A 24679-nucleotide genomic window follows, 5' to 3' on the forward strand; every position below is an offset into this window, starting at 1 on the left:
ACCCCTTCAGAAGGAGGGAAACCAAGTGAACAAAGTCGATTACGATCGGGCCTTGTATTACACTCACCGATCAGAATGGGATAACCTGTTGATCCTTATGGTGAGAACGAAGGATGACCTTCTTTCAAAAAGAATTGAACATTTCTTACATGCGTATCATTTTTCAAATGATTACACGGTTGTAGAGCGTAATCTCTATACGCTTTTACGATATATCGAACATGCAAACTTCACCTATAGTGTCGAGCAACCACTTCAGGAAACCTTTGCAGAGATGTAACAAAAAGAGAATTCCACCTACGGCTGATCCAATTAGTATACGCTATTGGATCAGCTTTTATTTATTTCCATCATTATTTCCAGGTGCACATAAAAAAAACCGGCAAAATGCCGATTTTTATCATTGGGACGAAATTTCAGTTTTTACCAGTTCAGCTGCTTTTACATACACCTTTAGTTCCCTCATCAGGTCATCCACTAACTTTGCAGGTTCCTCTAATAGCCCATCACTTTCATAATCAAAACAGTGGGGATCAAGAACAAGCTGCTTCGGAATGACATTTGCATACACTCCCCGACCGACGATACGAAGATTATTCAAGCAGTTGATACCGCCTTTCCCCCCGCCTGCGCATGCAAGAAGCGCGACAGGTTTATGAGCGAATTGCTCACTGCTTAAGAAATCGAGTGCATTTTTGAGTGCCCCGCTCATACCGCTGTGATATTCCGGGGAAGCTAAAATGACGGCGTCCGCATCTTTCACTTTTTTCTTAAGTGATTGAACGGCGGCGACCTCCGATTGCTCCTGTTCTCCCGTATACAGAGGAAGCGAGCCATCACTTAAATCAACAAGATCACAATCATATGTCCTTGCAATGAATCTTGACGCAATTCCAGTGCGTCCGCGTTTTCTCGGGCTTCCGTTAATGATTACAATGCTCATGTCATAAAAATCCTTTCCAGATTAATTTTTTGTCAATTGATGTTTCACGGCATAGAGTGCCGCCTGTGTCCGATCTGACACTTCCAGCTTGGAAAAAATATTCGAAATATGGGTCTTGACGGTTTTTTCCGTAATATAGAGGCTTGAAGCAATCTCTTTATTACTCTTCCCTTTCGTCAGCTCAATCAAAACATCCTTCTCCCGTTTGGTCAGTTCATGGATTTTATGGGGATGCTCTTGTTTCGTGATCCTTGTCAGTAAATGATTGGTTGCTTTCGGGTGAAGAGAATTTTCACCTGAAAGCAGTTTTCGGATCCCGCTCACTAATTCATCAGGTTCAATGTCCTTTAACTGATATCCAGCCGCTCCTGCTTCTATAGCGGGAATCACGTGATTCTGGTCGGAAAAGCTCGTCAGCATCAAAATTTGAATGTCTGGATAATTCTTTTTAATTTCCCTGGTCGCCTGGATCCCGTCCATGACCGGCATCATCAGATCCATTAGAATGATGTCGGGTTTCAAGTCTCCAGCCATTCGAACGGCCTCTTGCCCATCCTTCGCTTCACCGACGATATCCAAATCCTTTTGAGTTTTTAAAAAGAAAACCAATCCCCTCCGCACGACGTGGTGATCATCTGCTATCAATACTCTAATCATTTACCCGGCACCTCCTAATACGGTAATCGAACTGATATGACCGTTCCCCTTCCAAGCTGACTGTCGATGGTCAGCGTACCACCAATGTTTTTCACACGTTCTTTCATACTTTGGATCCCTACTGAAGGCAGGGACTGCTTTCCGTCATAGTGAAATCCATATCCTCTATCTTCAATCTTCAGATCGATGGATTGCAGCTCACTTTTCAATGTATAGAGGATGTGTTTTTCCCCGGAATGCTTTTTACAATTATTCAGCGCTTCCTGACTGACACGCCACAACACTTCTTCTATTTTAGAGCTTAGAGAAATGACTCCTTCAACTTTCGTTTCCAAAGTCAATCCAAGCATTTCTGCATATCCTTTGGCCGCTTCTACGACTCCATTCTCAAGTCCATGAGGTCTCAATTGCCAGATGAGGGCCCTCATTTCCGATAAGGCTTCCTGAGCCATCCCTTGAATCGTTTTGAACGTATCCTTTACCTCTTCATCCCCCGTCATTTCTGCCCCTCCCCTTGCCGTTAAAGTAAGGGAAAACAACAATTGATTGACCGAATCATGAAGATCTCTTGCCAGTCGGTTCCTTTCTCCGATCAATGCGACTTCCTGCTCTTTTTTCGTGAGCAGAATGCGCTTGATGGCGGATCCGATTTGGAAGGCAACGGATTCAAGAAGCGCCAGTTCGTCTGTTGTGAAATGGGTCTTGTTCGGTGCTGCGACATTCAATAGCCCAAAGGACTCATCCCCGGACTGGAGGGGGACCGTCGCATGGTGCGTAATATCATCTGTATCTTCCCTGTTCTCTTCGATGGCCTGCTCGATCCGCTGACATTCAATAATATTGGACGCTTTGGTCAGTTTACCTTTGCGGAATCGATTCACACACCAGCACCCACCCTTTTTCATCGGCTCACATTGACGGTCTGAGAGGGATCCTGGCAGATTCTCATAAGAAACAAGTTCGTGGCTTCCTTCTTTTTCAATGAAAAAGATCCACCCTGTTGTAAAGCTTGAACCTCTGATCAGCTTCTTCAGTGCACCTGAAAGCATGGAATCAAGCTCTGTTTCGTTATTCAGCAACTCGGCTATCTCTTTCAAAAGTCCGATATTTGAAAGGGATTCAGAATTCATATTCATCGTCCTCTCCGATCCTATACTACTATTATATAGATTTCACATAAATCCGGTATTATCAAAAAGAAGGATACCATTCTACGACCTTTGACCGAAAACACACGTTCCCGCCACAATCCAAAAAAACAAGAGATGCAGGAACACATCTCTTGTTTTAGAAGGATAAAAGGTTTACGCCTTCCCTACAGACGAACGGATCATCGTCTCGACTTTCGCCATGATGGCATCCTGCAGAGCTTGTAATTTATCATCGCTGTCGCTTTCGGTCTCACCGATCACGCTGAAATAGAACTTGATCTTCGGTTCGGTCCCTGATGGACGGAGGCAAATCCAAGATCCATCTTCAAGATGATATTTCAACACATTGGAAGAAGGCAGATGAATGGAGGTTTCCTCACCGGATACCAAATCCAGTTTCTTACTTGTCTTGTAGTCCTCTGAAGAAACCACACGTAAACCTGCCACTTCTTTCAACGGTTCGTTCCTGAAGTCCTTCAGGATCCCCTGAATTTGTTCGGCCCCTTCTTTTCCTTTAAGAGTCAGACTCTTCAGTCCTTCCTGATAGAACCCGTGTACTTCAAATAATTCATGGAGGACATTGTATAGCGTTTTGCCTTCTTTTTTATAATAGGCAGCCGCTTCCGCTGCCATCAATACGGCTTGAATGGCATCCTTATCACGGGCAAAGTCGCCGATCAGGTATCCATAGCTCTCTTCGTATCCGAATAAGAATGAATACTCGCCTGTTTCTTCGTATTGCTTGATTTTTTCCCCGATGAATTTAAAACCAGTCAGTACATCCTCGACTGAAGCGCCATAATGCTCAGCGACTTTACGGCCCAATTCGGATGTCACGATGGTTTTGAATACCCGGCCGTTCTCAGGGATCATGTTCTTTTGCTGTTTGCGAGCAAGGATATAATCCAGGAGGATGGCCCCTGTCTGGTTTCCGGTAAGGAGGATATACTCGCCTGCTTCCCCTTTTACCGCTACACCTAAACGGTCTGCATCGGGATCCGTCGCAATCAGGATATCCGCGTCGATTTCCTTCCCGTCTCGGATGCTGTATTCAAATGCCGCTTTATCTTCAGGGTTCGGAGACTTCACTGTTGTAAACTCAGGATCAGGGACTGCCTGTTCCTTTACAATGTGAACTTGCTCATACCCTAATGCTTTCAACCCTTTTTCAGCCATCTTCAAGGCAGTGCCATGCAGAGGTGAAAATACGATTTTTAAATCGGTTTCCTTGGCAATCTGAGGCTTCTCTGAAATCGAAATCAAATGTTCCAGGTATGATTGATCGATGTCTTCCCCGATCATTTTAATCAGGCCGGCTGATTTTAATTCTTCTTCGGTCCGAACATGGATTTCCAGTTCGTTTTCAACGGCATTCACTTTCCCGATCACTGCATCCGCTACGTGTGGAGGAAGTTGAGCACCATCTTCCCCGTACACTTTATACCCATTGTATTCAGGTGGATTATGGCTTGCAGTCACCACAATGCCTGAGAATGCCTTTAGCTGCCGCAGGGCAAATGAAAGCTCCGGTGTCGGTTTCAATTCATCGAAGACATATGTTTGGATGCCATGGGTTGCCAGGGTCTTCGCTGACTCCATGGCGAATTCAGGTGATTTATAACGTGAGTCGTAAGCGATTACAACTCCGCGGTTTTTAGCCTCTTCTCCTTGCTCTTCTATGTATCGCGCCAGTCCTTCAGAGGCTTTTCTGACTGTATAAATGTTCATTCGATTGGTTCCGGGACCGATTTCTCCCCTCATTCCACCCGTACCGAATTCAAGGTTTTTGTAGAATGCGTCTTCCAAGGACTTTTCGTCGTCTTTCATTGACTCTAAAAGTTCATTGACTTCTTTGTCCAGGTGTAAGTAGCTGCTCCATTTTTCCCAAGATGTTTTCCAACTCAAAACGATCCCCTCCTAATGCTGTATAATAATGAATTCTATCATATATTGTAGAATTCCTTCTAAAACAATCCGTCACATGTCGACAAGATTCGTTTAATCCTTATTTTAGCATAATTTCTATTTGAAAGAATCAGTATGTTTGTGTTGATAAAAAAAGCGAGTGCTGGTTGATTTCCACTCCAGGTGCTCGCTTTCCGCGGGGCGTGAGTTGAGCCTCCTCGGGCTCTGCCCTGCGGGGTCTCAACTTTCCCGCATTTCCCGCAGGAGTCGAGCACCTTCCGTTCCAATCAACTTTATAAGGTAGTGTGTAATCGTTAAAAATATAAATATTCATTAAAATAAATGATCCTATACCCACGATATATTTACCGAAGGATGTTTAAATATGCTTTCATTAAATAAAGCCCCGCTGAACAAATCAGCAGGGCTTTTGATGTGCATTATTTTTTATAATTCACTCCATAGACATCATGGCGGCGGTCTTTGAGTTGACGGACGGTGCCTGATTGGCGCTGGCGGCGGAGGACTTCGAGGTCGACGTCTCCGATCATGACCATTTCGATGTTCGGGTTGGTTTCGCCTACGATTCCGTCACGTGCGAATTCAAAGTCAGACGGGGCAAAGATGCCGGACTGGGCATATTGGATGTCCATATTTTCCGTTTGCGGAAGATTTCCGACCGTACCGGAAATGACTGTATAGATCTGATTCTCGACTGCACGGGCCTGTGCACAGTATCTGACGCGAAGATAGCCTTGACGATCCTCTGTACAGAATGGGGTAAAGATGATCTTCGCTCCTTTGTCTGTAGCGATACGGGCAAGCTCGGGGAATTCAATATCATAGCATATTTGAATCGCGATCTTCCCACAATCCGTATCGAAGACCCTGACGGAATCCCCTGGGCTGATCCCCCACCATTTCCGTTCATTCGGCGTGATATGAACTTTGTATTGCTTCTCGATCGTCCCATCACGACGGAAGAGATAGGCAATATTGTAGATCTCATCGTTTTCTTCCTTGACGAAGTGTGAACCCCCGATAATGTTGACATTGTACCGAACAGCAAGGTCCGTGAATAATTCAATGTAGTCCTCTGTGAAATCAGTCAATCTTCTGACTGCAAGGCTTGGTGACTGAATATTCAGGAATGACATGAGCTGGGTGGTGAAAATCTCAGGGAACACCACGAAATCTGATTTCGCATCGGAAGCCACATCGGTGAAGTACTCCACCTGATTGGCAAACTCTTCAAAGGAGTTGATTTTCCGCATCATATATTGAACGACACAGATCCGGACCGGATAGCTCGTTTTGAAATGACGTTTGCTGGATGGACGGTAGTCGACATTATTCCATTCCATCAGTGTGGCGTATTTATGGGACCGTTTATCATCCGGCAGGTAGTTCGGATTGATTCTCATCAGGGTGAATCCGTTCAGAAGCTGGAACGAAAGGACTGGATCATAAATCTTGTGACGCCCCACCGAATCCACATACTCCCTTGGAGACATTTCATCAGAATGTTTATGATAATTCGGGATGCGTCCCCCGATGATGATACTCTTTAAATTCCACTGCCTGGCAAGGTCCTTCCTTGCTTCATACAAACGGTGGCCTACCTTCATGCGCCGGTAATCAGGGTGCACCATCACTTCGATCCCGTACAGGTTATAGCCATCGGGATTGTGGTTCGTTATGTAACCATTATCCGTTACATCATCCCATGTATGGCGGTCGTCATACTCATCAAAGTTGATGATCAGACTCGAGCATGATGCGATGATCTCCCCATCTAGTTCTGCTACGAGCTGACCTTCCGGAAACACTTCCAGGTGACTTTCCAAGTGCGCCACTTTCCATGGATCCATCCCGGGAAAGCAGACCGACTGCATATTGATGATATCTTGAATGTCCTTATGTTCCATTGGACGAATGATCATTTTCTTTTCGAACTGCGATAAATCCAGTTTTTCTGCCATCTATGATCTACTCCTTCATAAAATACCTGAATTATATACCCTTATAGTGCACTGTTGAAACGAAGTTCATGACAGTCCATTTCTTTTATTTTAGCAAAGGGGTGAGGATTTTTTGAAGAAATATGATTTGCATCTTCAACATCAAGCAAAAATAGAAGCATCCGATTAAATGGATGCTTCCTTTCGTTTTAACCTTTAATATAATAAGCCGTTGCTTCCCAAGGGTTTAAAGTAAATGCATCTTTTTCATGCAGCTCTTCGTTTGATATGAGGATTTCCGCTTGAGTGATATCAAAGGAAGCGATGTTGTCGATGACTTGCTCTTCTCCTGACACATTGCAAAGGACGAGAATCTTTTCATCCCCATGTGTTCTCGTATAGGCATATACGGAAGGGTGATCTGCATAGTGAAGCTCGAACGATCCGTATGGAATGATGTCATGTTTTTTGCGGATGGCGATCAACTTTTGATAGTAGTAGAAAATGGATTCTGGATCGTTCAAGGCTTTTTCGGCATTGATCTCCCTATAGTTCGGGTTGCTGGCGATCCATGGTTCTCCATCTGTGAATCCACCGTGTTCCGTGCCGTCCCACTGCATGGGAGTCCTTGCATTGTCCCTTCCTTTTACGTAAATGGATTCCATGATTTCCTCTGGCTTCATACCCTGGGCCACTTTTTCCCGATACATGTTCAATGTTTCGATATCCTTGTATTCATCAATGGAAGAGAAGCGGACATTCGTCATTCCAAGTTCTTCCCCCTGATAAATGTATGGAGTTCCCTGCATCATATGGAGAAGGGTCGCAAGCATCTTCGCAGACTTCACACGATACTCCCCATCTTGTCCGAGTCTTGAGACGATTCTTGGCTGATCGTGGTTGTTCCAATACAGACTGTTCCAGCCCTTCCCGTGAAGTTCCATTTGCCATTTAGTCAGGATTGATTTCAATTTCACAAGATCGAATGGAATGACGTCCCATTTCCCTCCCGGACCCGAATCGACATCCATATGTTCGAATTGGAATACCATATTGACTTCATTGCGGTCTTCACCTGTATAAAGTACGGCTTCCTCCGGTGTCACACCCGGCATCTCCCCAACTGTCATCGAATCATAATGGGAGAGGACCTCCTGATTCATTTCCTGGAGGAATTCATGAATGCGCGGACCGTTCATGAAGTATTCATGGCCGGAAGCATACGGTTTGCCTTCCGGGTTCGGCGCATCTGGTAACGTTGGCACTTTCGATATAAAGTTGATGACGTCCATACGGAAACCGTCGATTCCTTTATCCAGCCAGAATTTCATCATGTCATAGATTTCCCGGCGCAACTTCGGATTTTCCCAGTTGAGATCCGGCTGCTTTTTCGAGAAGAGATGTAGGAAATACTCTTCTGTCGCCTCATCATATTCCCAGGCAGAACCGCTAAAGACAGATTCCCAGTTATTCGGCTCTTTACCGTCTTTTCCTTCACGCCATATATAATAATCACGATATGGATGATCCTTTGATTTCCTCGATTCCACAAACCAGCCATGCTCATCGGAAGAGTGATTCACCACTAGATCCATCACAAGCTTTATGCCACGGTTATGCATTTCTCCGAGCATTTCCTCCCAATCAGCCATCGTGCCGAATTCATCCATAATCTTTTTATAGTCACTAATGTCATATCCATTATCATCATTCGGGGATTCGTAGACAGGGGATAACCATATCACATCAATACCCAGTTTTTTTAAATAATCCAATTTAGAGATGATTCCTTTGATATCCCCTACGCCATCACCATTGCTATCCATGAAACTGCGAGGGTAAATTTGATAGACGACCGATTCTTTCCACCATTTCTTTGTCATATGTGTTTTCCTCCTGTTCAGAATCAAGCAAGCGCTTTCTGCAACCGCTTGCACAAATCGTTAAAAAAATATCACATTTCTTCATAAAGTTTTCTCATTTTACTTTTATAATAATATCATACTATAATTTGATAGAATATACGTAGAAAGGAATTCTATATGAATAAAAAAGCAGATTCTCTGTTATTCCTGGCTTGGGCCTCTTCCCTGGTCGCCACGATGGGGAGTTTATATTTCTCTGAAATCATGAAATATGAGCCATGTGAATTATGCTGGTATCAGCGGATATTAATGTATCCGATGGTGATTTTATTAGGAGTGGCTTATGTACGCAAAGATTTTAAAGCGGCATTATATTCTACAATTTTTTCCGGCATCGGCCTTCTCATTTCCATTTATCATTACTCTATCCAAAAAGTTTCGATCCTGACTGAAAGTGCCCCAGCCTGCGGACGCGTTCCTTGTACAGGTGAATACATCAACCTGTTCGGTTTTATCACGATTCCGTTTCTTGCACTCTTGGGGTTCATCATCATCTTCATTTCAAGTGTGATCGTCTTAAGAGCTATAAAGGAGGAAAACTAGATTGAAAAAAATCATCATATTCCTGGTGGCGATCGTCGGATTATTCGCAGCCATCGCCATTGTCACAAGCGTCCAGAACAGTCAAAAAGCCGAGGGAAATAAGTTCAAAAAAGCGAAACTCGACCCTGCGACCGTTGAATTGCTGGATGATCCGAACTATCAAAACGTCATCCTTCCCGAAGAGCTGGAAGAGAAATTAAAGAATAAAGAAGAAGCGACCGTATACTTCTACAGTTCTACTTGTATCCATTGTAAAAGAACCACACCCACCCTCGCACCTCTTGCCGAAGATATGGGAGTCGACATGGTTCAGTACAATCTCCTTGAATTCGAACAGGGCTGGGATCAATACGGAATCGAAGCCACCCCTACACTCGTCCATTATGAAAATGGAAAAGAAGTGGCGAGAATTGTAGGAGAACATCCTAAAGAAGATTTCAAGGCATTTTTCAAAGAGAATGTAAAATCAGAATAAAAAAAGAGGGGCTGACTTTTCCACGAGTCAGCCCCTTTCAAGTGAGGAGGAATTTCAAGATGAAGATACGTTGTATCTTCAAGATTAACTTATTACTTGCTATTTTCCCCTCACACGAACCTTTCAAACATGCTAATGTGAATTTTCTAAAGTATCTAACTATTAAGGACGTGATATAGCCTACACAAGCAACTGGTTATCTGCTCTCGAATAGATGCTCAGATTATGCTTACAGTCCGATTCTTCCGTAAATTGATCATACGATAAAGGGAAGAACATGCCAAAGCTTTGAAGGATCCCGGCATTATGATAGAACATATCTTCATATAGTTCTTCTTTTGAGCCGCTTTCAACAATGGAAATCAGTGTTTGCAGGCTTGAGATCACTTGAAATGCTTCCTTCAAAGTCCCGAAATATTCAAAGTTCCTCGTCGTCGTATGTAATACTTGCATATCATCGAATTGTTCGATTTCATCATCTGTGAAATAATCAGGGAAAATAGTACAATACATGTACTGTATAAGCTCTTGAATTTTATCTTCCTGTTCATGTGTTGATGCTAGTAAAACTTTCACCATCATAGCCCACCTTTGTAACGGTTGTAATCTCTCTGTAATAGATATATTAAGGATAACATAGAAGTAGAACCAACAGCGTGGTAATTATACCCATGAATTGGGTTGAATAGGTGCTATGGTAGGATTAAATACCCATAAGAGTATAAGATATTTGTCATTTAAAGGGGTTTTTTGATGAAAACACGGAAAATAGGCGAACGATTCGACCTAGTCATTCCAAATGATTGGAAAAATGTAACGATTGAAACAATTCTTAGAAAACACTGGCAGGCTCCTAAGAAACTGGTTCATTCCATGAGGATGGACGGTGATGTCAAAGTAAATGGAGAGTTGATTTCATGGACTTCCCCACTCTCACAAGGAGATATTCTACAGATTCGACTATTCAAGGAAGTCGAATACGATGTTCCCCCGACCTACGGGGAGTTAGACGTCTTGTTTGAAGATGAACATCTGATTGTGGTCAATAAACCTGCCGGGATCGATACCCATCCAAATACTCCTGATGAAACGGATACCCTGGCCAACCTTGTCGCTTTCCATCATCAGGCAAATGGTGAGAGATGCCGCGTGTTGCACATCCATCGGTTGGATCGCGATACGTCCGGAGCAATCATCTTCGCCAAGCATCCATTAAGTAAAGCGATCCTTGACCGCCTTCTTGCCGAAAGACAAATCAAGCGTACCTATCATGCCCTCGTTCACGGTCGATTGAAGCAGAAAAAAGGCACCATTTCAGAACCGATCGGGAGAGACCGTCATCACAATACGAGAAGAAGGGTTTCGCCATCCGGTCAGGATGCAGTCACCCATTATAAAGTAATGGAAGTCAGGAATCCATATACACTCATCGAAGTACAGCTTGATACCGGACGTACACACCAAATCCGTGTACATATGAGTCACATCGGTCACCCCCTGGCTGGTGACACATTATATGGGGGAAAACCGGTATTCACCAGGCAGGCACTGCATGCAGCCCAAATTTCGTTTCCACATCCGCTGACGGGGGAACGGATTGAATGTAAGGCTGAATGCCATGATGATATTGGGTTGTAATGGATTAAATTTAAGGGAAAGTCTGTAAACGCAAAAAAAGACCAGGTCACTCAAAACTACGAGTGACCTGGTCTTTTTATTATTATTTCAATCCATTTTTCACCGCTTCAGCGATTTGAATCGTACGGCGGGTTTGGTGTTTCACAGCAGGTTCGACAGACTCGACCATATTGCCTTCCCCATCGACCGTTACACTCGTACCGTATGGATTGCCTCCAGTTGTAAAGCTTGATTGGTCTGTGTATCCAGGTGCGGCGATGATGGCACCCCAGTGCATCATGGTTGTGTACAGAGCCAGAACCGTTTGCTCCTGTCCACCGTGTGAGTTGCTTGCAGATGATGTGGCGCTCACTACTTTGTTAGCCAGTTTACCATTGAACCAAAGGCCTCCAGTCGTATCAAGGAACGCTTTGACCTGAGAAGGCACATTTCCGAATCTGGTTGGGACGTTGAATAAATAAGCGTCTGCCCATTCTAGATCATCAAGGGTCGCTACAGGCACCGTATCTTTTGTTTCATTGTAGTGCTTTTCCCATGCCGGGTTGGAAGCAATCGCTCCTTCTGGTGCAGTCTCTTCAAAACGAAGTAATTTCACTTCTGCCCCTGCTTCTTTCGCAGCTTCTTCAGCCCATTTCGCCATCTGATAGTTTGTTCCTGTTGAACTGTAATACATGATTGCCAATTTTACATAAGACATAAAACCTCTCCTTTAAATATGTTTTTTTATATAGTAAATAGGTGAAACACAGATTCAGATTGCATATAAATCCATTAAGCAAATAATAGTGCATCTATTGAAAAGCTCCCTGCTCCGACGAGGGCTACCCCTAGTGCTACAACAATGAGCATCACATTATATTCTGTCCCATTTTCTGTTGCCCAATAACCGTTTGCACCGTGAACTTTCACGATGGCCACAATCATTGTACCTATGATGAGCAGTGCTCCTAATGGCGTAAGGAAGCCTGCGGCAAACAATAACCCTCCTGCTACTTCGGATATCCCTGCAAGTAATGCCATCGTTCTTCCCGGCTTGATTCCAATGGACTCAAAGAAACCTCCCGTGCCCTGTACACCATGACCTCCGAACCATCCAAATAATTTCTGTGTTCCGTGGGCAGCGAATGTCAATCCCACTACTAAACGAATAACCAATAAACCGAACGCAGCCAATGCTGTCATCTTTTTTCCTCCTTCATGTTTTCCCTTCGAGATTCACCTTCAAACATTTCAAATTCAATTATTCTTACGTCAATTATCTTGAATGTGAGATATATAATTAAAAAAATAAGCCAAGTTATCTCGAATATGATTATTTTGATTTCGAGATAATTGTATAATACTCTTCTCCTCTCTGTCAATAACTATTTTCAACATTAATTAAAAATGGGTTGGAGCAAGAAAAAAAGAGGTCCGTCCCTTTTCTTTGGAGGGACGGACCTCTTTGTATTATCGATTAAAAATCGAAGTTGTCTGGATCTGGACCAAAACGTTCGTCCAGATTCAGTTGGTTGATTTGATTCATTTCTTCCAGTGAAAGTTCGAAGTTGAACAGATCTGCATTTTCTTTGATGCGGTTTTCATGAACTGACTTTGGAATGATGATGACATCATTCTGAAGATGCCAGCGCAGAATCACCTGTGCAGCAGACTTTTCATGCTTTTCTGCAATGTGGTTTAATGTAGGTTCATCCAGTACACGCCCTTGAGCGATTGGTGACCACGCTTCGACTGCGATATTGTGTGAAGCACAGAATTCTCGTATTTTCTCCTGGTTCAGACGGGGATGTAACTCGATTTGATTTAATACAGGCTTTTCATTGCCGTTTTTCATCAAATCTTCAAGATGATGCTGATGGAAGTTACTTACACCGATTGATTTGATCAATCCTTCGCCATGAAGTCTCTCCATTGCTTTCCATGTATCATTGTACTTTCCTTCCACCGGCCAGTGAATGAGATACATGTCCAGGTAATCCATCTCCAGCTTCTTCAGGCTCGTTTCAAATGCCTTTAAAGTCGTATCGTAGCCTTGATCACTATTCCACACTTTCGAAGTGATGAACAGGTCCTCTCTCGCTACTCCACCTTCTTTCACCCCTTGTCCTACGCTTTCTTCATTATCATAGATCGCGGCGGTATCGATGGAACGGTATCCGGACTGAATCGCTGTACGGACTGCCTGTACCGTCTCAGACGGATCTTTCATTTGGTAAACTCCTAAACCGACATAAGGAATTTCGATCCCGTTATGTAGTGTCTTCGTGCTTTGTAAGTTTTTCAACATATTGCATCCCTCCTGACTCATTATTTTACAAAGTTAAACGCCAGAAAGCTAATTTTATGATTCCGGAGTATTCTATGAGAGTAAAAAGGTCCGTCCCTCGGTTTTGAGGGACGGACCTTTTCTTCTACATTGCCTATTGACCGATAAATTGTTCTCGTTTCTTCCCTATGAATGCAAGTTTATGAAGGGGACGTGTCATGGCAACGTACTGGAGCTTGATGTCGAGTTCGTTTTCCCGGTTGAATGACTCTTCCACCGCAGCGATGATGACCACGTCAAACTCGAGTCCCTTCGAGAGATAGGAAGGAACGACGACAATCTGATCTTTCGGGATCGATTCCTGTTCTTCCAACAGCTTCACTTTCCCGGGCTGCCTCTCTTGAAGGATTTCGCTTATTTCCACACAGTCCTTCATGCTTTTCCCAATGACGGCGAAGGTTTGGAATCCTTCTTTCCGTCCAGAATCCACTTTATTCTCAATGAAGGAAGCTAGTTCATCCACATCCACATACTCATCAAAGCTCGGAGCATCTCCGTGTCGCACCACCGGATTCACTTTCGGAAAATCATAGGGCAGGAGACTCAGCAGTTTATTCGCTTCCTCCATGATTTCGATTGTCGTACGGTAGCTTTTTTGAAGCTCGGTGTACGTCGCCCTCGGAAAGATGTCCCGGTAGACCGGTTCCCAGGATTGAAGACCCCGGTATGAGTGAATCCCTTGAGCGAGATCCCCGACCAGTGTGAACATGTCGGTCTCAAGTGCCCGCTTCAATGAATAGAGCTGCATGTAACTATAATCCTGTGCTTCATCTATAACGATATTTTTTGCTTTATGAAATTTATCGATTCCGAACAAATGGGATTGCAAGTATAGGAGAATGGCCAAATCCTCTACTTCATACTGCTTTTTCTTCGCATATTTCAACGTGTACTGACAGAGCTGTTCTGCCTGTCTCCCGCTGAGCTCCCCCTTCGAGTAGGAAGCAAGGCGCACGGGATCCGAAAACAACTCAATGAAATATTGATGCAGATTCTTCTTTTCAAACTGCTTCATGTATCCATTGACACTTGTACGTATTGCTTTCTTGATCTCATCCACACGCTCGATTTTCTTATCCAATGCTTTCGAGACATATTCCTTTCGGTTCCCTGCCTTGGAACGTTCAAAGAGTGCGGTTTCGATCCGCTCATCAAAGAATTTCTCGACCTTCTCAACCATTTGCTTTTTGTTCGAGCGGACATAGCTTTGAAGGAGTGACTTCAGCTTATCCATCCGGCGATAGATTGGCATATACGTATATTCCTCTTTGAAAAGGTGAGTGAACCTTTTGGCGGTGTAGAGCTTGTATTTATCCACATAGAAGTCCTTTGAGGTATAAAAGCGCTGTTCGACTTCTTCTATATAATGCTCGAGAATTCTCCTGAATGCTTTAGATCCTTTGAATCCAGATATCCATGATGCAGTCTCTACTTTTTCATCATGGGTCTCGATCAACTGGATGAGCTTATGATCTTCTACAATCGTAAGCTTCTTTTCTAAGCAGGTCATGACATAATCCGTGAATGTCGTTTGCCTTACCCGCTCCACTCCAAGTTCCGGCAGCGCTTCCGAAATATAGTCAATGAACAAATTACTCGGGGCCAGAATCATCAGTTGCCTCGGATCAAAGTGCTGTTTGTAGTTATAAATAAAATAAGAAATCCGGTGAAGGGCAATGGTTGTTTTTCCACTTCCCGCCGCCCCCTGTACAATGATCGGCTTGTTCAGGTCGGCCCGGATGATCCGGTTCTGTTCCTCCTGGATGGTGGAAATGATTTCGGTCAAACGGTTACTTGAGCTTTTGGCTAAAGAATCCTGAAGCAGTTCATCCGTGGTCGTTAAGTCAATATCGCGAATTTCTTCCAGGAGTCCATCCTCGATCATGTATTGGCGCTTCAGGGATAAATCTCCCTCGTACGTTTCACCTTCAGCCTCGTACGAGACATCGCCGATCCTTCCTTCGTAGTACAGGTTTGCGATGGGGGATCTCCAGTCGACGATGATTTGCTCTTGATTTTCACGCTGATATAAGGAGGTCTTCCCGATATAATGCTTCTCCACCTTGCCGGAGCCCTCATGTTGAAAATCGATCCGGGCAAAGTAAGGTTTCGTCTTTGCTTTCGTAAGGGACTCCAATTCTTCTTTGGACATCTCAAAAAAGCTTGAGTTCGTCAAGATATCGATGTAGGCGGCACTCGACTCTCCCCAATCAATATCTCCAAAAGCTTTTTCCATGTTTTCCTTATACTTTTCCTTACTCGTCAGGGATGTGCTGATGACTACATCAATATAGCGCTTCGTAAACTCTAAGCGCTCTGATTCAATTGAAAAATCGGGATGAATAGGCGATTCCTTTGTCATACATTTCTCCTTCCAATTGTTTTAGCCGCAATGGAGAAAAAACGTCTTGCCACTTCCACCGAGGTAACGACTCTCAGTGGGGAAAACGTTAATTAAGACATATCGAAATCTGTAAAAATTATGTAGGCGTTTGGGAGCAGAAATATATGTTATCAGATAATTCAGGAATAGACAAGTAGAAAAACCCTTCACCTAAATAGATGAAGGGTCCTTCACTTGATCCACCGTAAACACAATCTGAAAACCAGTGCCCTTACCCACTCGGCTCTCCACGGTAATGACACCCCTCATGGCCTCGATGATCCGGTAAGAAACCATCAGCCCGAGGCCCGTTCCCTTTTCCTTCGTAGAGAAATAAGGTTCGCCAAGTCTCTCTTGTTGATCCGGGGTCATTCCGACGCCGGTATCAGTGATGGAAATGCTTACGGTCCCTTTTTGGACCTTCGAAAGAATGGTGAGTGTGCCCCCATCAGGCATGGATTCAATGGCGTTTTTCATGATGTTGAGAAAGGCCTGTTGGAAACTGCGGGTGTTCCCTACGATGGAGGCATCCTCGATCTGTTTATGTACGAGCACCGATTGTTGATTGCTCAAGGGCTCAACCATGTCGGCGAGCTTATGCAGCTGCTCCGAAACGGAGATGTTCTCCACTTGATCCGGATCCGGTTTGGCAAACGTCAGATAATCGTTGATGATTTCTTCTGCCCGGTTCAGTTCGGATGATGCGATCGTTAGATATTGTTCCCTTTTCCCTACAGGAAGATTTTCCTGATGGAGAAGCCTCAGGAAACCCTTGATCACCGTTAAAGGATTTTTCACCTCATGGGAAATGCTGGCGGCCAGTTGTGCGAGTACTTCCATCTTTTCTATTTTCACAAGTGCCTGTTTGATTTGAATCTGTTTCAGCAACGTCTCACATATGTATGTCAGGATCAGCATGCCCAGGGAAGGGAGGAAAATAAAATTTATCAGATAGCTTTCGTCGATCACAAACACAGTCATCGCTTTCGCAATAAGAGCTGCTACGATGGAATGAACTGTAAAAAGCACTACAGAGAATATAATCTTCTTCCGGCTTGATAACCGGTTGAAATCGAACCATTTCATCCCGATGACCGTCAAGAGGTAGATCACGGCATATATCACGAATGCCACCATACTCCAACTGTAGATCATCGTCCTGGATACCAATAAGACAGCGAGCAATGCGAGACCTGTAAATGGCCCCCCATACAGAATGCCGAGAACAAACGGGATCATCCTGAGATCGTGGACACAGTAGGGGTTATTGTATATGGGGGAAAGCATGCACAGAATAATGGCCATACCTAAAGAAACAAGGGTTGCGAGCCTTGTATACCAACCGTGTATCATCTTTTTTTCAACAAGGAAAAAAATTAAAAAAATACTCAAAATGATATAAAAGAAATTATTAATGACATCCTGATTAAAAATAATCATCCGACCCTTTGACCTTTCACAGAAATTGTCTTCTTTATAAAAATTCTACCATACTAATCCCTCTATCGTTACAATTATATATGTAACACGGGATTTACATAAGAGAACTCTCCTGTACACCTACAGGAGAGCCATCACCTTACACCGTTTTCAATTGTTCGCCAAGATATTTTGCCAGCTGGAGCATTCCGTATTGCCCGGACTTCGACTCGGCCTCTTTATTGTAATTCGTATTCGTGTTCACATCATACGTGTAGATGTTGCCTTCTTTATCCTGGATAAATTCAATCCCGGCAATATCGATTTGATTCGCATGCAAAAACGCTTCATAGGATGTCAGGACCTCATGGGAAAAGTTCTCCCTGATCTGAAATTTAGGCTTGTCTTCCTGTTCCCCTACAGGACAGAATAGATCATCCACCTGGCATACGTCAGCAGGACATAATTCGAATCCTTCCGATGTATCCACCTTCACTGCATACATGAACTTACCACCTATGAACTCACAGCGTGTAATCGATGCATCGGGTGCTTCGATATACTCCTGAATGAGTGTCGTGCCGTCTAACGGCTCTTCAAAGTCGTCACTGTACACATACTTCTTCAATGCTTCCACCGAATGGAGCAATTGCACTCCCAAACCTTTTCCTGCACGATTATGCTTCGTGATGAAAGATGGCTTACCAAGCTTTTCAGCAGCTTCGATGATTTGTTCTTTCCCAACGGCTGCGATGGTTTCCGGTGTCTTGATGCCGGCAGCATTCAAGGCTGTATACTGATTCACTTTACTGACTTCCAAGCGAAGGGCACGGCTTCCATTCAGGACCTTTCTTTCGTTTCGCTCTAACCAGGATAGAACGCTCTCCGTCAATTCCGGTGCAAAACGATGGTTTCGCGTATGAGACGACGCACTGATTCGATTATAGAAAATACCTTCCGGCGGCTTTGATGATAATTCGACGAGTCCACGATCAAGGAACCATTCCTCATAAGGCAGTTGGAGCTCGTCAAGCCTGGATGTTAAATGATTGGTCCACTCACTGTTTTCATGAATGATATGAATTTTTTTCATGATCATTACCCCATTTGTTCGTATGATTTTAAAATACAGTCTTACAACACAAAGTAATCCTACTATAAAAGTAGGATTTAGGCAATGATCATGAATTCACTTTAACTTACGATCCGTCCTCATTTGAATTTTCATTCCGCTTTTCGTCAGGAGATCACGGGCTTTGACCGGTACCGCTATGCGGGCACTCCTAAAATCGTCTTTCAGAATATCTCTGATTTCCTGCAGGACTTCAAGATTGTTCGTCCGATGAACCTTAGTAGCCTGATCACTGGCAGTTAAACGATTGACCAGTTTAACCATTAGAAAAATACTTGCGGCAATCAGAAGAAGGTCAACCAATGAGCCCAGGAACTTCCCCAATCCAATCACTCCTGTCTTATCTGAAGATGCTTCATTACTTTAAGATATGGGGAAAAGGAGCGTATTATGAAGGCAAATTTCTTATAAAATATATTTTCCTGCTATGGCGATCAATACAATACACGCGACAACTCCCATCAGGATGACGAGCATCCTTTCTTCCTTGTTCCCCTGCATGGTTTTCCCTCCCTCTAATGAGCAGCATGACTTACACGCTTCCCCGTTCAAACAATGTTGTGTTCAATATGACCGGATCAGGATGTTCAGATTCAAGAAAGAGTTTAAACGCTTCTTCCCCCACCTTTCTTATCGGTACTTCAAAAGATGTGATATCCAGGGCATCGGAAAGGGGATGGTTATCAAAGCTCAGGATAGCCAGGTCGTCTGGAATCCTGATTGATCTTTTTCCCGCCTCTGCCACCATTCCCGCAGATACTTGATCGCTCGTTACAATAAGGGCAGAGGGCTTCTCTTCCATCCGTTCCCATTCACTCAACACATCCCGTCCGTCCTGAAGATCGTAGCAGTCATTGAAGATCCACTCGTCACGCACGGGATGGCCGGCAGCCTCTGCGCCGTCGAAGAATCCCCGGATCCGCTCTTCGCTATTCGTCCCAAATGTTCTGTGTAAACACAACCCGATTTGCGAATGCCCTTTCGAATAAAGATACTCAAGGCCGCTGCGAATCCCCTGATAATGATCAATGAATACCTTTTTATATGTGGGGTCGTATACATTTTCACAAAAAACCACATTCGGACTGATAAATGAAGCAAGAGCATCCAGAGAATTGGAGCGTGACGTCAGGATCAATCCATCCACTTCCTTCATCTGAAGTCGATGAAAGGCATCCAGTTCAGCCCCCCTGTCATAATCCGTCTGAAAAAGCTGGAGGTGATAACCATGCTTTAACGCTTCCCCTGCTATGCCTTGTAGAATCTCCCCGAAGTAAGGAAGATTCAAATAGGGCAGAATCACTCCGATGCTATAGGTTTTCCCTTTTGATAAATGGACGGCGTTCGCGTTCTTTATGTAGTTTAACTGCTCCACAGCATCCAGGACCTTCCGGCGCTTCTCTTCTTTCACATAAGGATGGTCATTCAATACCCTGGAAACCGTTGACACCGAAACTCCTGCAAGCTTCGCAATACTTCTGATATTTGTCATACCCATACCCCTCAAGACCATATTTCATTCAAAAAATTTCTCTACAAAAAAAACGCTTGCTCTGAAACGCGTTTCACACTTTAAAGTAAAATCATGCAAGGAATATCAATGCTCTTTCATTCCAATTAACATGATAAGGAGGCTATACTATGCTCGGCATTTTATCCTTACCCATTCTCTGTGCCATCATCATCGGCGGAAGTTACGCTGCATTAAAGCCCATCCATTTCCACACTTCCTACGATCAGGATGATCCCTTTGAGCACATCTACAACTCTAAGCTTCTTTAATTCATACGCCTGCTTTCCAAGTGAAGCAGGCTTTTATTTTCAACATCCACCGCGGATCGTTTTCCCACACATCCTAAAACTTCATTCCTTGACGCATACTAAAACGTCGGTTATATTGTTCGTATTGCAAAACAACTTACAAAAAGTAAGTAACATACAATTATATACCACATTATAACATTTCTTCATACATCAAGGAGGCATACTCATGGATAATTTCTTTCAAATCGTCGACGAACGCCGCTCCACGAAAGTATACGACCCTCACGTGGAAATCCCCCGTGAGGAATTAGTCAGCCTGCTAGAGGCGGCTGGGAAAGCTCCATCTGCATGGAATCTCCAGCAATGGAGATTCCTTGTATTTGACCATAAAGAAGTACAGGAACGCTTACTTCCGATCGCCTATCACCAGCAGCAGGTACAGGATGCTTCTGCGGTCGTGGCTATACTTGGTGACCTTGAGGCCAATAAAAACATTGATCCCGTCTTTGATCCTGCGATTGAGAAAGGCGAAATGACGTCAGAAATCAAAGAGGTCCTGAAGAAACAGATCGAAGGTGCGTACAGCCGTGAGGAATACCCCCGGGACGCGGCATTCAGCAATGCGTCACTCGCTGCCATGCAATTCATGCTTGCCGCGAAAGCGAAGGGCTGGGACACTTGTCCGATCGGTGGATTCAATCCGGCTACCCTCGTTTCTGAATTCAAAGTATCCGGGCGTTATCTTCCGATCATGCTGATCACAATCGGAAAACCCCTTCAAAAAGCTCGAAAGACAGATCGACTGGACATCCGAAACTTAATTGATTGGGCAGAATGATTGCCTGTTACGAAAGCCACATCCTGCATGGGATGTGGCTTTACTGTGAGTTAGAATAGGACGCTCTTTTCAATCTGCTTCATTTCATAGAAATAGCCTTTTTGACTCATAAGCTCCTGATAGCTTCCTGATTCCACCACACTCCCCTGATCCATGACGATGATTTGGTCCATTTTTTCAAGACCTGTCAATCGATGACTGATCAGAACCAGCGTATCCCCTTCGGCTGCTGAATACAGATGGTCAAATATTTCTTTTTCCATCAGTGCATCAACGGAAGATGTCGGTTCGTCGAGCATCCATAATGGTGCGTCTTTCAAAAGGGCCCTTGCAATCGCCAACCGCTGCTTTTCCCCTCCGGAAAGATTCTCTCCTTTTTCCAATACTTCATCCTCTAAAGAAATGTGATCCAGTTTCACTTTATCCAATGCCGACTTCATTTCTGCATCTGTCAAATCATCGCGCACGAGCATCAGGTTTTCTTTGATTGTACCGTAAAAGAAATGGTTTTCCTGAAGAACAACATTCGCATACCCCCACAATGATTCTTTATCGATATCCTTAATGGAAGCATCATTGACGAAAATCGCTCCTTCATCCGTTGGGTAAAAGTGTAATAACAATTGAAGTAATGTAGACTTTCCTGACCCCGATGGTCCTACGATCGCTGTTTTCGAACCTGCTGGGAGCTCGAGACTCACACTGTCCAATGTCTTTCTTTCCTCCCCATCGAAAGAAAAACTCACATCCTTCACGCAGAAGGAAGGAACATCCCCTTCAAGAAGCGAAGCCATTGGAGGTCCGTCCCTCTCGACAGGTTCTTCGGGCGTGATAGTAGAAAGTCTGGTTGCCGCCCGGCGTGAATCTTCAAAGTGGGCAGGCAGGATCGCCATTGGTGTGGCGTTTTCGAATACGGTTAATGAGATCATGACAAGCATGGCAAGGAATATTCCGTCCAATTGACCCGCTGCTACTGAATAAGCCCCCAAAGCCAAAACTATCCATGAAATGATCAGGGAAACGAGGATGTTCGTTGAATGACTAAAGAGAGAATATCGGCTCTCCCTTTCCTGCTCACTCACATACCCTGTCGCTGCCTGGACAAGACTGGCCTCTTTTTCCTCCAGTCTACGATAGATCTTCAGGTCCCTGAATCCATAAAGAAATTCCGTCACCTCTGTCGATAACTCCCCTCTTCTTTCCCGCAGCGTCCCCTCCACTTTTCTCTGTTTATATGCGAAGTAGGCTGGGACGATATAGCCTGTCAACAATAGACCTCCGAGAAGGACCAGGGCAATCGAAACAGAGTAATACACAGTAAATAAAACCGTGCTTAAAAATACCATCACCAGGATGACGGGCGGATAAAAGACACGAAGAAAGAAATTCTGGAGGCTCTCAACATCCCCTACGATTCTTGCGAGAAGGTCCCCGCTTCGATAACGCCCGAAAATCCCCGGTGCGAGGGGCTCGATTTTTTCATAGATGGAAACCCGCAGGTTCGCCAAAATCGTGAACGTGGCCCGATGGGAAAAATAGCGTTCCCCATACCGGCTAAGTGCCTTCGTTAAGCCAAACAATTTTAACAGGGCAATCATGACGGTCAGGGCATAAAGCGGTACCTCCAAGGCCGCTTTGGAAATTAAATACCCACTTGAAGCAAAGAGTCCCACAGAGGTAATTCCAGCCAGAAAGCCTAAAAGAATTGAATACACAACATCCTTCTTTTCCTTCATCATCAGCTTTACGACAAATTGTAATTCTTTCATCTAATGTTTCACCCCTTGCTGTACATTCACCATATCACGATAGTGAGGAGCCGATTTCATGAGCTCCTCATGAGTTCCAAGCCCAGCCACTTTTCCTTTATCCAACAACAAAATGGCATCTGCTTTTCGTATTGTATGAAGGCGGTGCGCTACTGTAATGACGGTAGAACCCTTAGCCAACTCCTCCATCGACGACTGCAGGATTTGCTCGGTACCAATATCCAGTCCGGTAGTCGGTTCATCAAACAAGATGAGGGACGGACCTTTGAGGAACGCCCTTGCAATGGCAATGCGCTGCTTCTCCCCACCGGAAAGCCCTCTCCCCGCTTCCCCGATCGGTGTATCATATCCCTTCTGAAGTCCCGCGATCATTTCAGCAATCCCCGCTTTTTCAGCAGCGGATACGATTTCTTCTCGAGTGATCCCTTTTCTTCCCCCGACCGCGATATTCTCAGCTATCGTACCGGAGAATAAGTACGGGTTCTGTGAAATGTAACTCAATTGATCAAACCAGTCACTTTCCGCGTATTCGCTTCTCGGGACTCCATTAATGAGAAGGTCTCCCTCAGAAAGATCAAGCAGACCTGCCAGCAGATGAAGGAGGGTTGTCTTCCCCGCTCCACTCTGACCGATGACCGCCACCTGGCTCTGTGAAGGGAAGGAGGCGGTGACCCCTTTAAGGGCATAGCCTTTTTCACTGTAGGAGAACCCGAGGTTACGCAGTTCGATGGTGGGAGGAATCCCATTTGAATTGAACTCCCTTTCCCCCCATTTGACCGGCTGACCCTTTTCCTGAAGCTCCTCCATGACCTTCTTTGCGGCCCCCATGCTCCCACGACCGGTATGAAAGGCATTCCCCAGCTCTTTTAAAGACTGATAGAATTCCGGTGCCAGGACAAGAACGAAGAAAGCGGTAAAGAATGGGATACTCTCAAAGACTACCAATCTCAGCCCCACCTCCAGGGCGATCAGGCCGATGCTTAACATGGAAATGAATTCAAGCATCAACGAAGACAAAAATGCCGTCTTCAATACATCCATGGTCGCTTCCCGGAAATCCAGACTGCTTGATTTGATCCCCTCTTTCTGTTGCTTCCCCTTCCCAAGTAACTTTAAAGTAGGCAATCCTTGAAGAGTATCGAGGAACCTCCCGGAAAACGCGGTCAGCTTATTCATCTGCTTCTCTGATTTCTTCTTGGTCATGACTCCGATGATGGCCATGAATAATGGGATGAATGGAGCCGTCACCACCATGATCAAACCTGTATACACATGCTCGGTGAAGATGGTGATCAGCAGGATCAAAGGAACGATGGTGGTCTGGATCCTTTGAGGAATATACTGACTGTAAAATCCGTCCACCCCATCGACCGCATCCATCATCGTGCTGACCTTTTGACCCGATTGACCTTGAATGGAGGCCTGAAGGGGATTCTTTGCCCATTTCTTTAACAGCCGTTTCCTCAGGTCCCCCTTCACCTTTCTTGCCATCCTGATTCCGATCCGGCCATTGACATATGAAAGGGCGGCCCTCCCTATGAGTATGAGAAGCAAAGCCCCAAGCATGGGGAGAATCTCCTGGAACCCCAACTTCTTTATAAATATCGAATTAACAATGCTTACGAGCAAATAAGCCTGTCCCACAACGACTCCTCCCATCAACAGGGAAGTCCCGTAAAGCGTCATGGTGGATGCTCTTTGCTCTTTGGCTAATTGATTAAGCTCTTTCATATTTTCTCTCAACCCCAAAAGTTAAAAGTTAGTGAAATACTTCACAATCTATATTATAGTAAACTTGTTCCGTTCATGCATCTTTTGGGATTGACCGTTTTGTGACAATTTTCTATTGA

General features: G+C 44.5%; 23 protein-coding genes. 6 read left to right on the forward strand and 17 right to left on the reverse strand.

Features of this window, described 5'->3' with window-relative positions:
- The first annotated feature begins 25 nt into the window (after nucleotides 1-25).
- Nucleotides 26-280, forward strand: coding sequence for a YhdB family protein (locus N5C46_RS07570; RefSeq protein WP_034763164.1), 255 nt, complete (start codon nucleotides 26-28; stop codon nucleotides 278-280).
- A gap of 120 nt (nucleotides 281-400) precedes the next feature.
- On the opposite strand, the gene N5C46_RS07575 is transcribed toward N5C46_RS07570, so the two are convergent.
- The 6 genes from N5C46_RS07575 to N5C46_RS07600 all read right to left on the reverse strand — a co-directional run bounded on the left by N5C46_RS07575 (nucleotide 401) and on the right by N5C46_RS07600 (nucleotide 8500).
- Complete coding sequence (locus tag N5C46_RS07575) at nucleotides 401-943, reverse strand: NADPH-dependent FMN reductase (RefSeq protein ID WP_261751540.1); 543 nt, start codon at nucleotides 941-943, stop codon at nucleotides 401-403.
- A 21-nt stretch (nucleotides 944-964) separates the two neighbouring features.
- Nucleotides 965-1600: a response regulator gene (locus N5C46_RS07580; RefSeq protein WP_261751541.1), complete on the reverse strand. Its 636-nt coding sequence runs from the start codon at nucleotides 1598-1600 to the stop codon at nucleotides 965-967.
- Between the two features lie 14 nt (nucleotides 1601-1614).
- Entirely contained in the window at nucleotides 1615-2730 is a 1116-nt protein-coding gene (locus N5C46_RS07585) for a GAF domain-containing sensor histidine kinase (RefSeq protein ID WP_261751542.1), read from the reverse strand.
- A 174-nt stretch (nucleotides 2731-2904) separates the two neighbouring features.
- A complete protein-coding gene (locus N5C46_RS07590) occupies nucleotides 2905-4656 on the reverse strand; it encodes a phospho-sugar mutase (protein ID WP_261751543.1) in 1752 nt (583 codons plus the stop codon).
- 440 nt (nucleotides 4657-5096) lie between these two features.
- Nucleotides 5097-6638, reverse strand: coding sequence for a bifunctional GNAT family N-acetyltransferase/carbon-nitrogen hydrolase family protein (locus N5C46_RS07595; RefSeq protein WP_034763158.1), 1542 nt, complete (start codon nucleotides 6636-6638; stop codon nucleotides 5097-5099).
- 188 nt (nucleotides 6639-6826) lie between these two features.
- Complete coding sequence (locus tag N5C46_RS07600) at nucleotides 6827-8500, reverse strand: glycoside hydrolase family 13 protein (protein WP_261751544.1); 1674 nt, start codon at nucleotides 8498-8500, stop codon at nucleotides 6827-6829.
- 159 nt (nucleotides 8501-8659) lie between these two features.
- Here N5C46_RS07600 and N5C46_RS07605 point away from each other — a divergent pair, with 159 nt between their 5' ends.
- Both N5C46_RS07605 and N5C46_RS07610 read left to right on the forward strand, forming a co-directional pair.
- Nucleotides 8660-9085: a disulfide oxidoreductase gene (locus N5C46_RS07605; protein WP_261751545.1), complete on the forward strand. Its 426-nt coding sequence runs from the start codon at nucleotides 8660-8662 to the stop codon at nucleotides 9083-9085.
- A gap of 1 nt (nucleotide 9086) precedes the next feature.
- Entirely contained in the window at nucleotides 9087-9560 is a 474-nt protein-coding gene (locus tag N5C46_RS07610; RefSeq protein ID WP_034763152.1) for a thioredoxin family protein, read from the forward strand.
- Nucleotides 9561-9740: 180 nt separating this feature from the next.
- On the opposite strand, the gene N5C46_RS07615 is transcribed toward N5C46_RS07610, so the two are convergent.
- Nucleotides 9741-10136 carry a DUF5365 family protein gene (locus N5C46_RS07615; protein WP_034763266.1) on the reverse strand — a complete coding sequence of 132 codons (396 nt, stop codon included), beginning with the start codon at nucleotides 10134-10136 and terminating at the stop codon, nucleotides 9741-9743.
- A gap of 177 nt (nucleotides 10137-10313) precedes the next feature.
- Between N5C46_RS07615 and N5C46_RS07620 the strand changes: the two genes are divergently transcribed.
- Nucleotides 10314-11198, forward strand: a complete 885-nt coding sequence (locus N5C46_RS07620) for an RluA family pseudouridine synthase (RefSeq protein WP_261751546.1) — start codon at nucleotides 10314-10316, stop codon at nucleotides 11196-11198.
- A gap of 82 nt (nucleotides 11199-11280) precedes the next feature.
- On the opposite strand, the gene wrbA is transcribed toward N5C46_RS07620, so the two are convergent.
- The 8 genes from wrbA to N5C46_RS07660 all read right to left on the reverse strand — a co-directional run bounded on the left by wrbA (nucleotide 11281) and on the right by N5C46_RS07660 (nucleotide 19950).
- Complete coding sequence (wrbA, locus tag N5C46_RS07625; protein ID WP_261751547.1) at nucleotides 11281-11895, reverse strand: NAD(P)H:quinone oxidoreductase type IV; 615 nt, start codon at nucleotides 11893-11895, stop codon at nucleotides 11281-11283.
- Between the two features lie 74 nt (nucleotides 11896-11969).
- Entirely contained in the window at nucleotides 11970-12371 is a 402-nt protein-coding gene (locus N5C46_RS07630) for a DoxX family protein (RefSeq protein ID WP_261752304.1), read from the reverse strand.
- A gap of 283 nt (nucleotides 12372-12654) precedes the next feature.
- On the reverse strand, nucleotides 12655-13485 hold the full coding sequence (locus tag N5C46_RS07635; protein ID WP_061810930.1) for an aldo/keto reductase: 831 nt from the start codon (nucleotides 13483-13485) through the stop codon (nucleotides 12655-12657).
- A gap of 133 nt (nucleotides 13486-13618) precedes the next feature.
- Nucleotides 13619-15886, reverse strand: coding sequence for an RNA polymerase recycling motor HelD (helD, locus tag N5C46_RS07640; protein ID WP_261751548.1), 2268 nt, complete (start codon nucleotides 15884-15886; stop codon nucleotides 13619-13621).
- A gap of 192 nt (nucleotides 15887-16078) precedes the next feature.
- Nucleotides 16079-17260 (reverse strand): sensor histidine kinase, encoded by a 1182-nt coding sequence (locus tag N5C46_RS07645; RefSeq protein WP_261751549.1) that lies wholly within the window; start codon nucleotides 17258-17260, stop codon nucleotides 16079-16081.
- A gap of 226 nt (nucleotides 17261-17486) precedes the next feature.
- On the reverse strand, nucleotides 17487-18419 hold the full coding sequence (locus N5C46_RS07650) for an ATP-grasp domain-containing protein (RefSeq protein WP_261751550.1): 933 nt from the start codon (nucleotides 18417-18419) through the stop codon (nucleotides 17487-17489).
- A gap of 96 nt (nucleotides 18420-18515) precedes the next feature.
- A complete protein-coding gene (locus tag N5C46_RS07655) occupies nucleotides 18516-18782 on the reverse strand; it encodes an MscL family protein (RefSeq protein WP_261751551.1) in 267 nt (88 codons plus the stop codon).
- 208 nt (nucleotides 18783-18990) lie between these two features.
- Nucleotides 18991-19950, reverse strand: a complete 960-nt coding sequence (locus tag N5C46_RS07660) for a LacI family DNA-binding transcriptional regulator (RefSeq protein ID WP_261751552.1) — start codon at nucleotides 19948-19950, stop codon at nucleotides 18991-18993.
- A 149-nt stretch (nucleotides 19951-20099) separates the two neighbouring features.
- Here N5C46_RS07660 and N5C46_RS07665 point away from each other — a divergent pair, with 149 nt between their 5' ends.
- Nucleotides 20100-20240, forward strand: a complete 141-nt coding sequence (locus N5C46_RS07665) for a hypothetical protein (protein ID WP_261751553.1) — start codon at nucleotides 20100-20102, stop codon at nucleotides 20238-20240.
- 202 nt (nucleotides 20241-20442) lie between these two features.
- Nucleotides 20443-21060, forward strand: coding sequence for a nitroreductase family protein (locus tag N5C46_RS07670; protein WP_261752305.1), 618 nt, complete (start codon nucleotides 20443-20445; stop codon nucleotides 21058-21060).
- A 50-nt stretch (nucleotides 21061-21110) separates the two neighbouring features.
- Here N5C46_RS07670 and cydC read toward each other — a convergent pair whose 3' ends face one another.
- Together cydC and cydD are read right to left on the reverse strand one after the other, a co-directional pair.
- On the reverse strand, nucleotides 21111-22829 hold the full coding sequence (gene cydC / locus N5C46_RS07675; RefSeq protein ID WP_261751554.1) for a thiol reductant ABC exporter subunit CydC: 1719 nt from the start codon (nucleotides 22827-22829) through the stop codon (nucleotides 21111-21113).
- Nucleotides 22830-24560 carry a thiol reductant ABC exporter subunit CydD gene (cydD, locus tag N5C46_RS07680; RefSeq protein WP_261751555.1) on the reverse strand — a complete coding sequence of 577 codons (1731 nt, stop codon included), beginning with the start codon at nucleotides 24558-24560 and terminating at the stop codon, nucleotides 22830-22832.
- Nucleotides 24561-24679: the final 119 nt, after the last annotated feature.

The sequence above is a fragment of the Rossellomorea vietnamensis genome, from assembly GCF_025398035.1.
Lineage (GTDB): Bacteria > Bacillota > Bacilli > Bacillales > Bacillaceae_B > Rossellomorea > Rossellomorea vietnamensis_B.

Excerpts from the sequence above, each read along its gene's own strand:
- N5C46_RS07575 (WP_261751540.1), bottom strand. The coding sequence starts at position 943 with ATGAGCATTGTAATCATTAACGGAAGCCCGAGAAAACGCGGACGCACT.
- N5C46_RS07580 (WP_261751541.1), bottom strand. The coding sequence starts at position 1,600 with ATGATTAGAGTATTGATAGCAGATGATCACCACGTCGTGCGGAGGGGA.
- N5C46_RS07585 (WP_261751542.1), bottom strand. The coding sequence starts at position 2,730 with ATGAATTCTGAATCCCTTTCAAATATCGGACTTTTGAAAGAGATAGCC.
- N5C46_RS07595 (WP_034763158.1), bottom strand. The coding sequence starts at position 6,638 with ATGGCAGAAAAACTGGATTTATCGCAGTTCGAAAAGAAAATGATCATT.
- N5C46_RS07600 (WP_261751544.1), bottom strand. The coding sequence starts at position 8,500 with ATGACAAAGAAATGGTGGAAAGAATCGGTCGTCTATCAAATTTACCCT.
- N5C46_RS07605 (WP_261751545.1), top strand. The coding sequence starts at position 8,660 with ATGAATAAAAAAGCAGATTCTCTGTTATTCCTGGCTTGGGCCTCTTCC.
- N5C46_RS07620 (WP_261751546.1), top strand. The coding sequence starts at position 10,314 with ATGAAAACACGGAAAATAGGCGAACGATTCGACCTAGTCATTCCAAAT.
- wrbA (WP_261751547.1), bottom strand. The coding sequence starts at position 11,895 with ATGTCTTATGTAAAATTGGCAATCATGTATTACAGTTCAACAGGAACA.
- N5C46_RS07635 (WP_061810930.1), bottom strand. The coding sequence starts at position 13,485 with ATGTTGAAAAACTTACAAAGCACGAAGACACTACATAACGGGATCGAA.
- helD (WP_261751548.1), bottom strand. The coding sequence starts at position 15,886 with ATGACAAAGGAATCGCCTATTCATCCCGATTTTTCAATTGAATCAGAG.
- N5C46_RS07645 (WP_261751549.1), bottom strand. The coding sequence starts at position 17,260 with ATGATACACGGTTGGTATACAAGGCTCGCAACCCTTGTTTCTTTAGGT.
- N5C46_RS07650 (WP_261751550.1), bottom strand. The coding sequence starts at position 18,419 with ATGAAAAAAATTCATATCATTCATGAAAACAGTGAGTGGACCAATCAT.
- N5C46_RS07660 (WP_261751552.1), bottom strand. The coding sequence starts at position 19,950 with ATGACAAATATCAGAAGTATTGCGAAGCTTGCAGGAGTTTCGGTGTCA.
- N5C46_RS07665 (WP_261751553.1), top strand. The coding sequence starts at position 20,100 with ATGCTCGGCATTTTATCCTTACCCATTCTCTGTGCCATCATCATCGGC.
- cydC (WP_261751554.1), bottom strand. The coding sequence starts at position 22,829 with ATGAAAGAATTACAATTTGTCGTAAAGCTGATGATGAAGGAAAAGAAG.
- cydD (WP_261751555.1), bottom strand. The coding sequence starts at position 24,560 with ATGAAAGAGCTTAATCAATTAGCCAAAGAGCAAAGAGCATCCACCATG.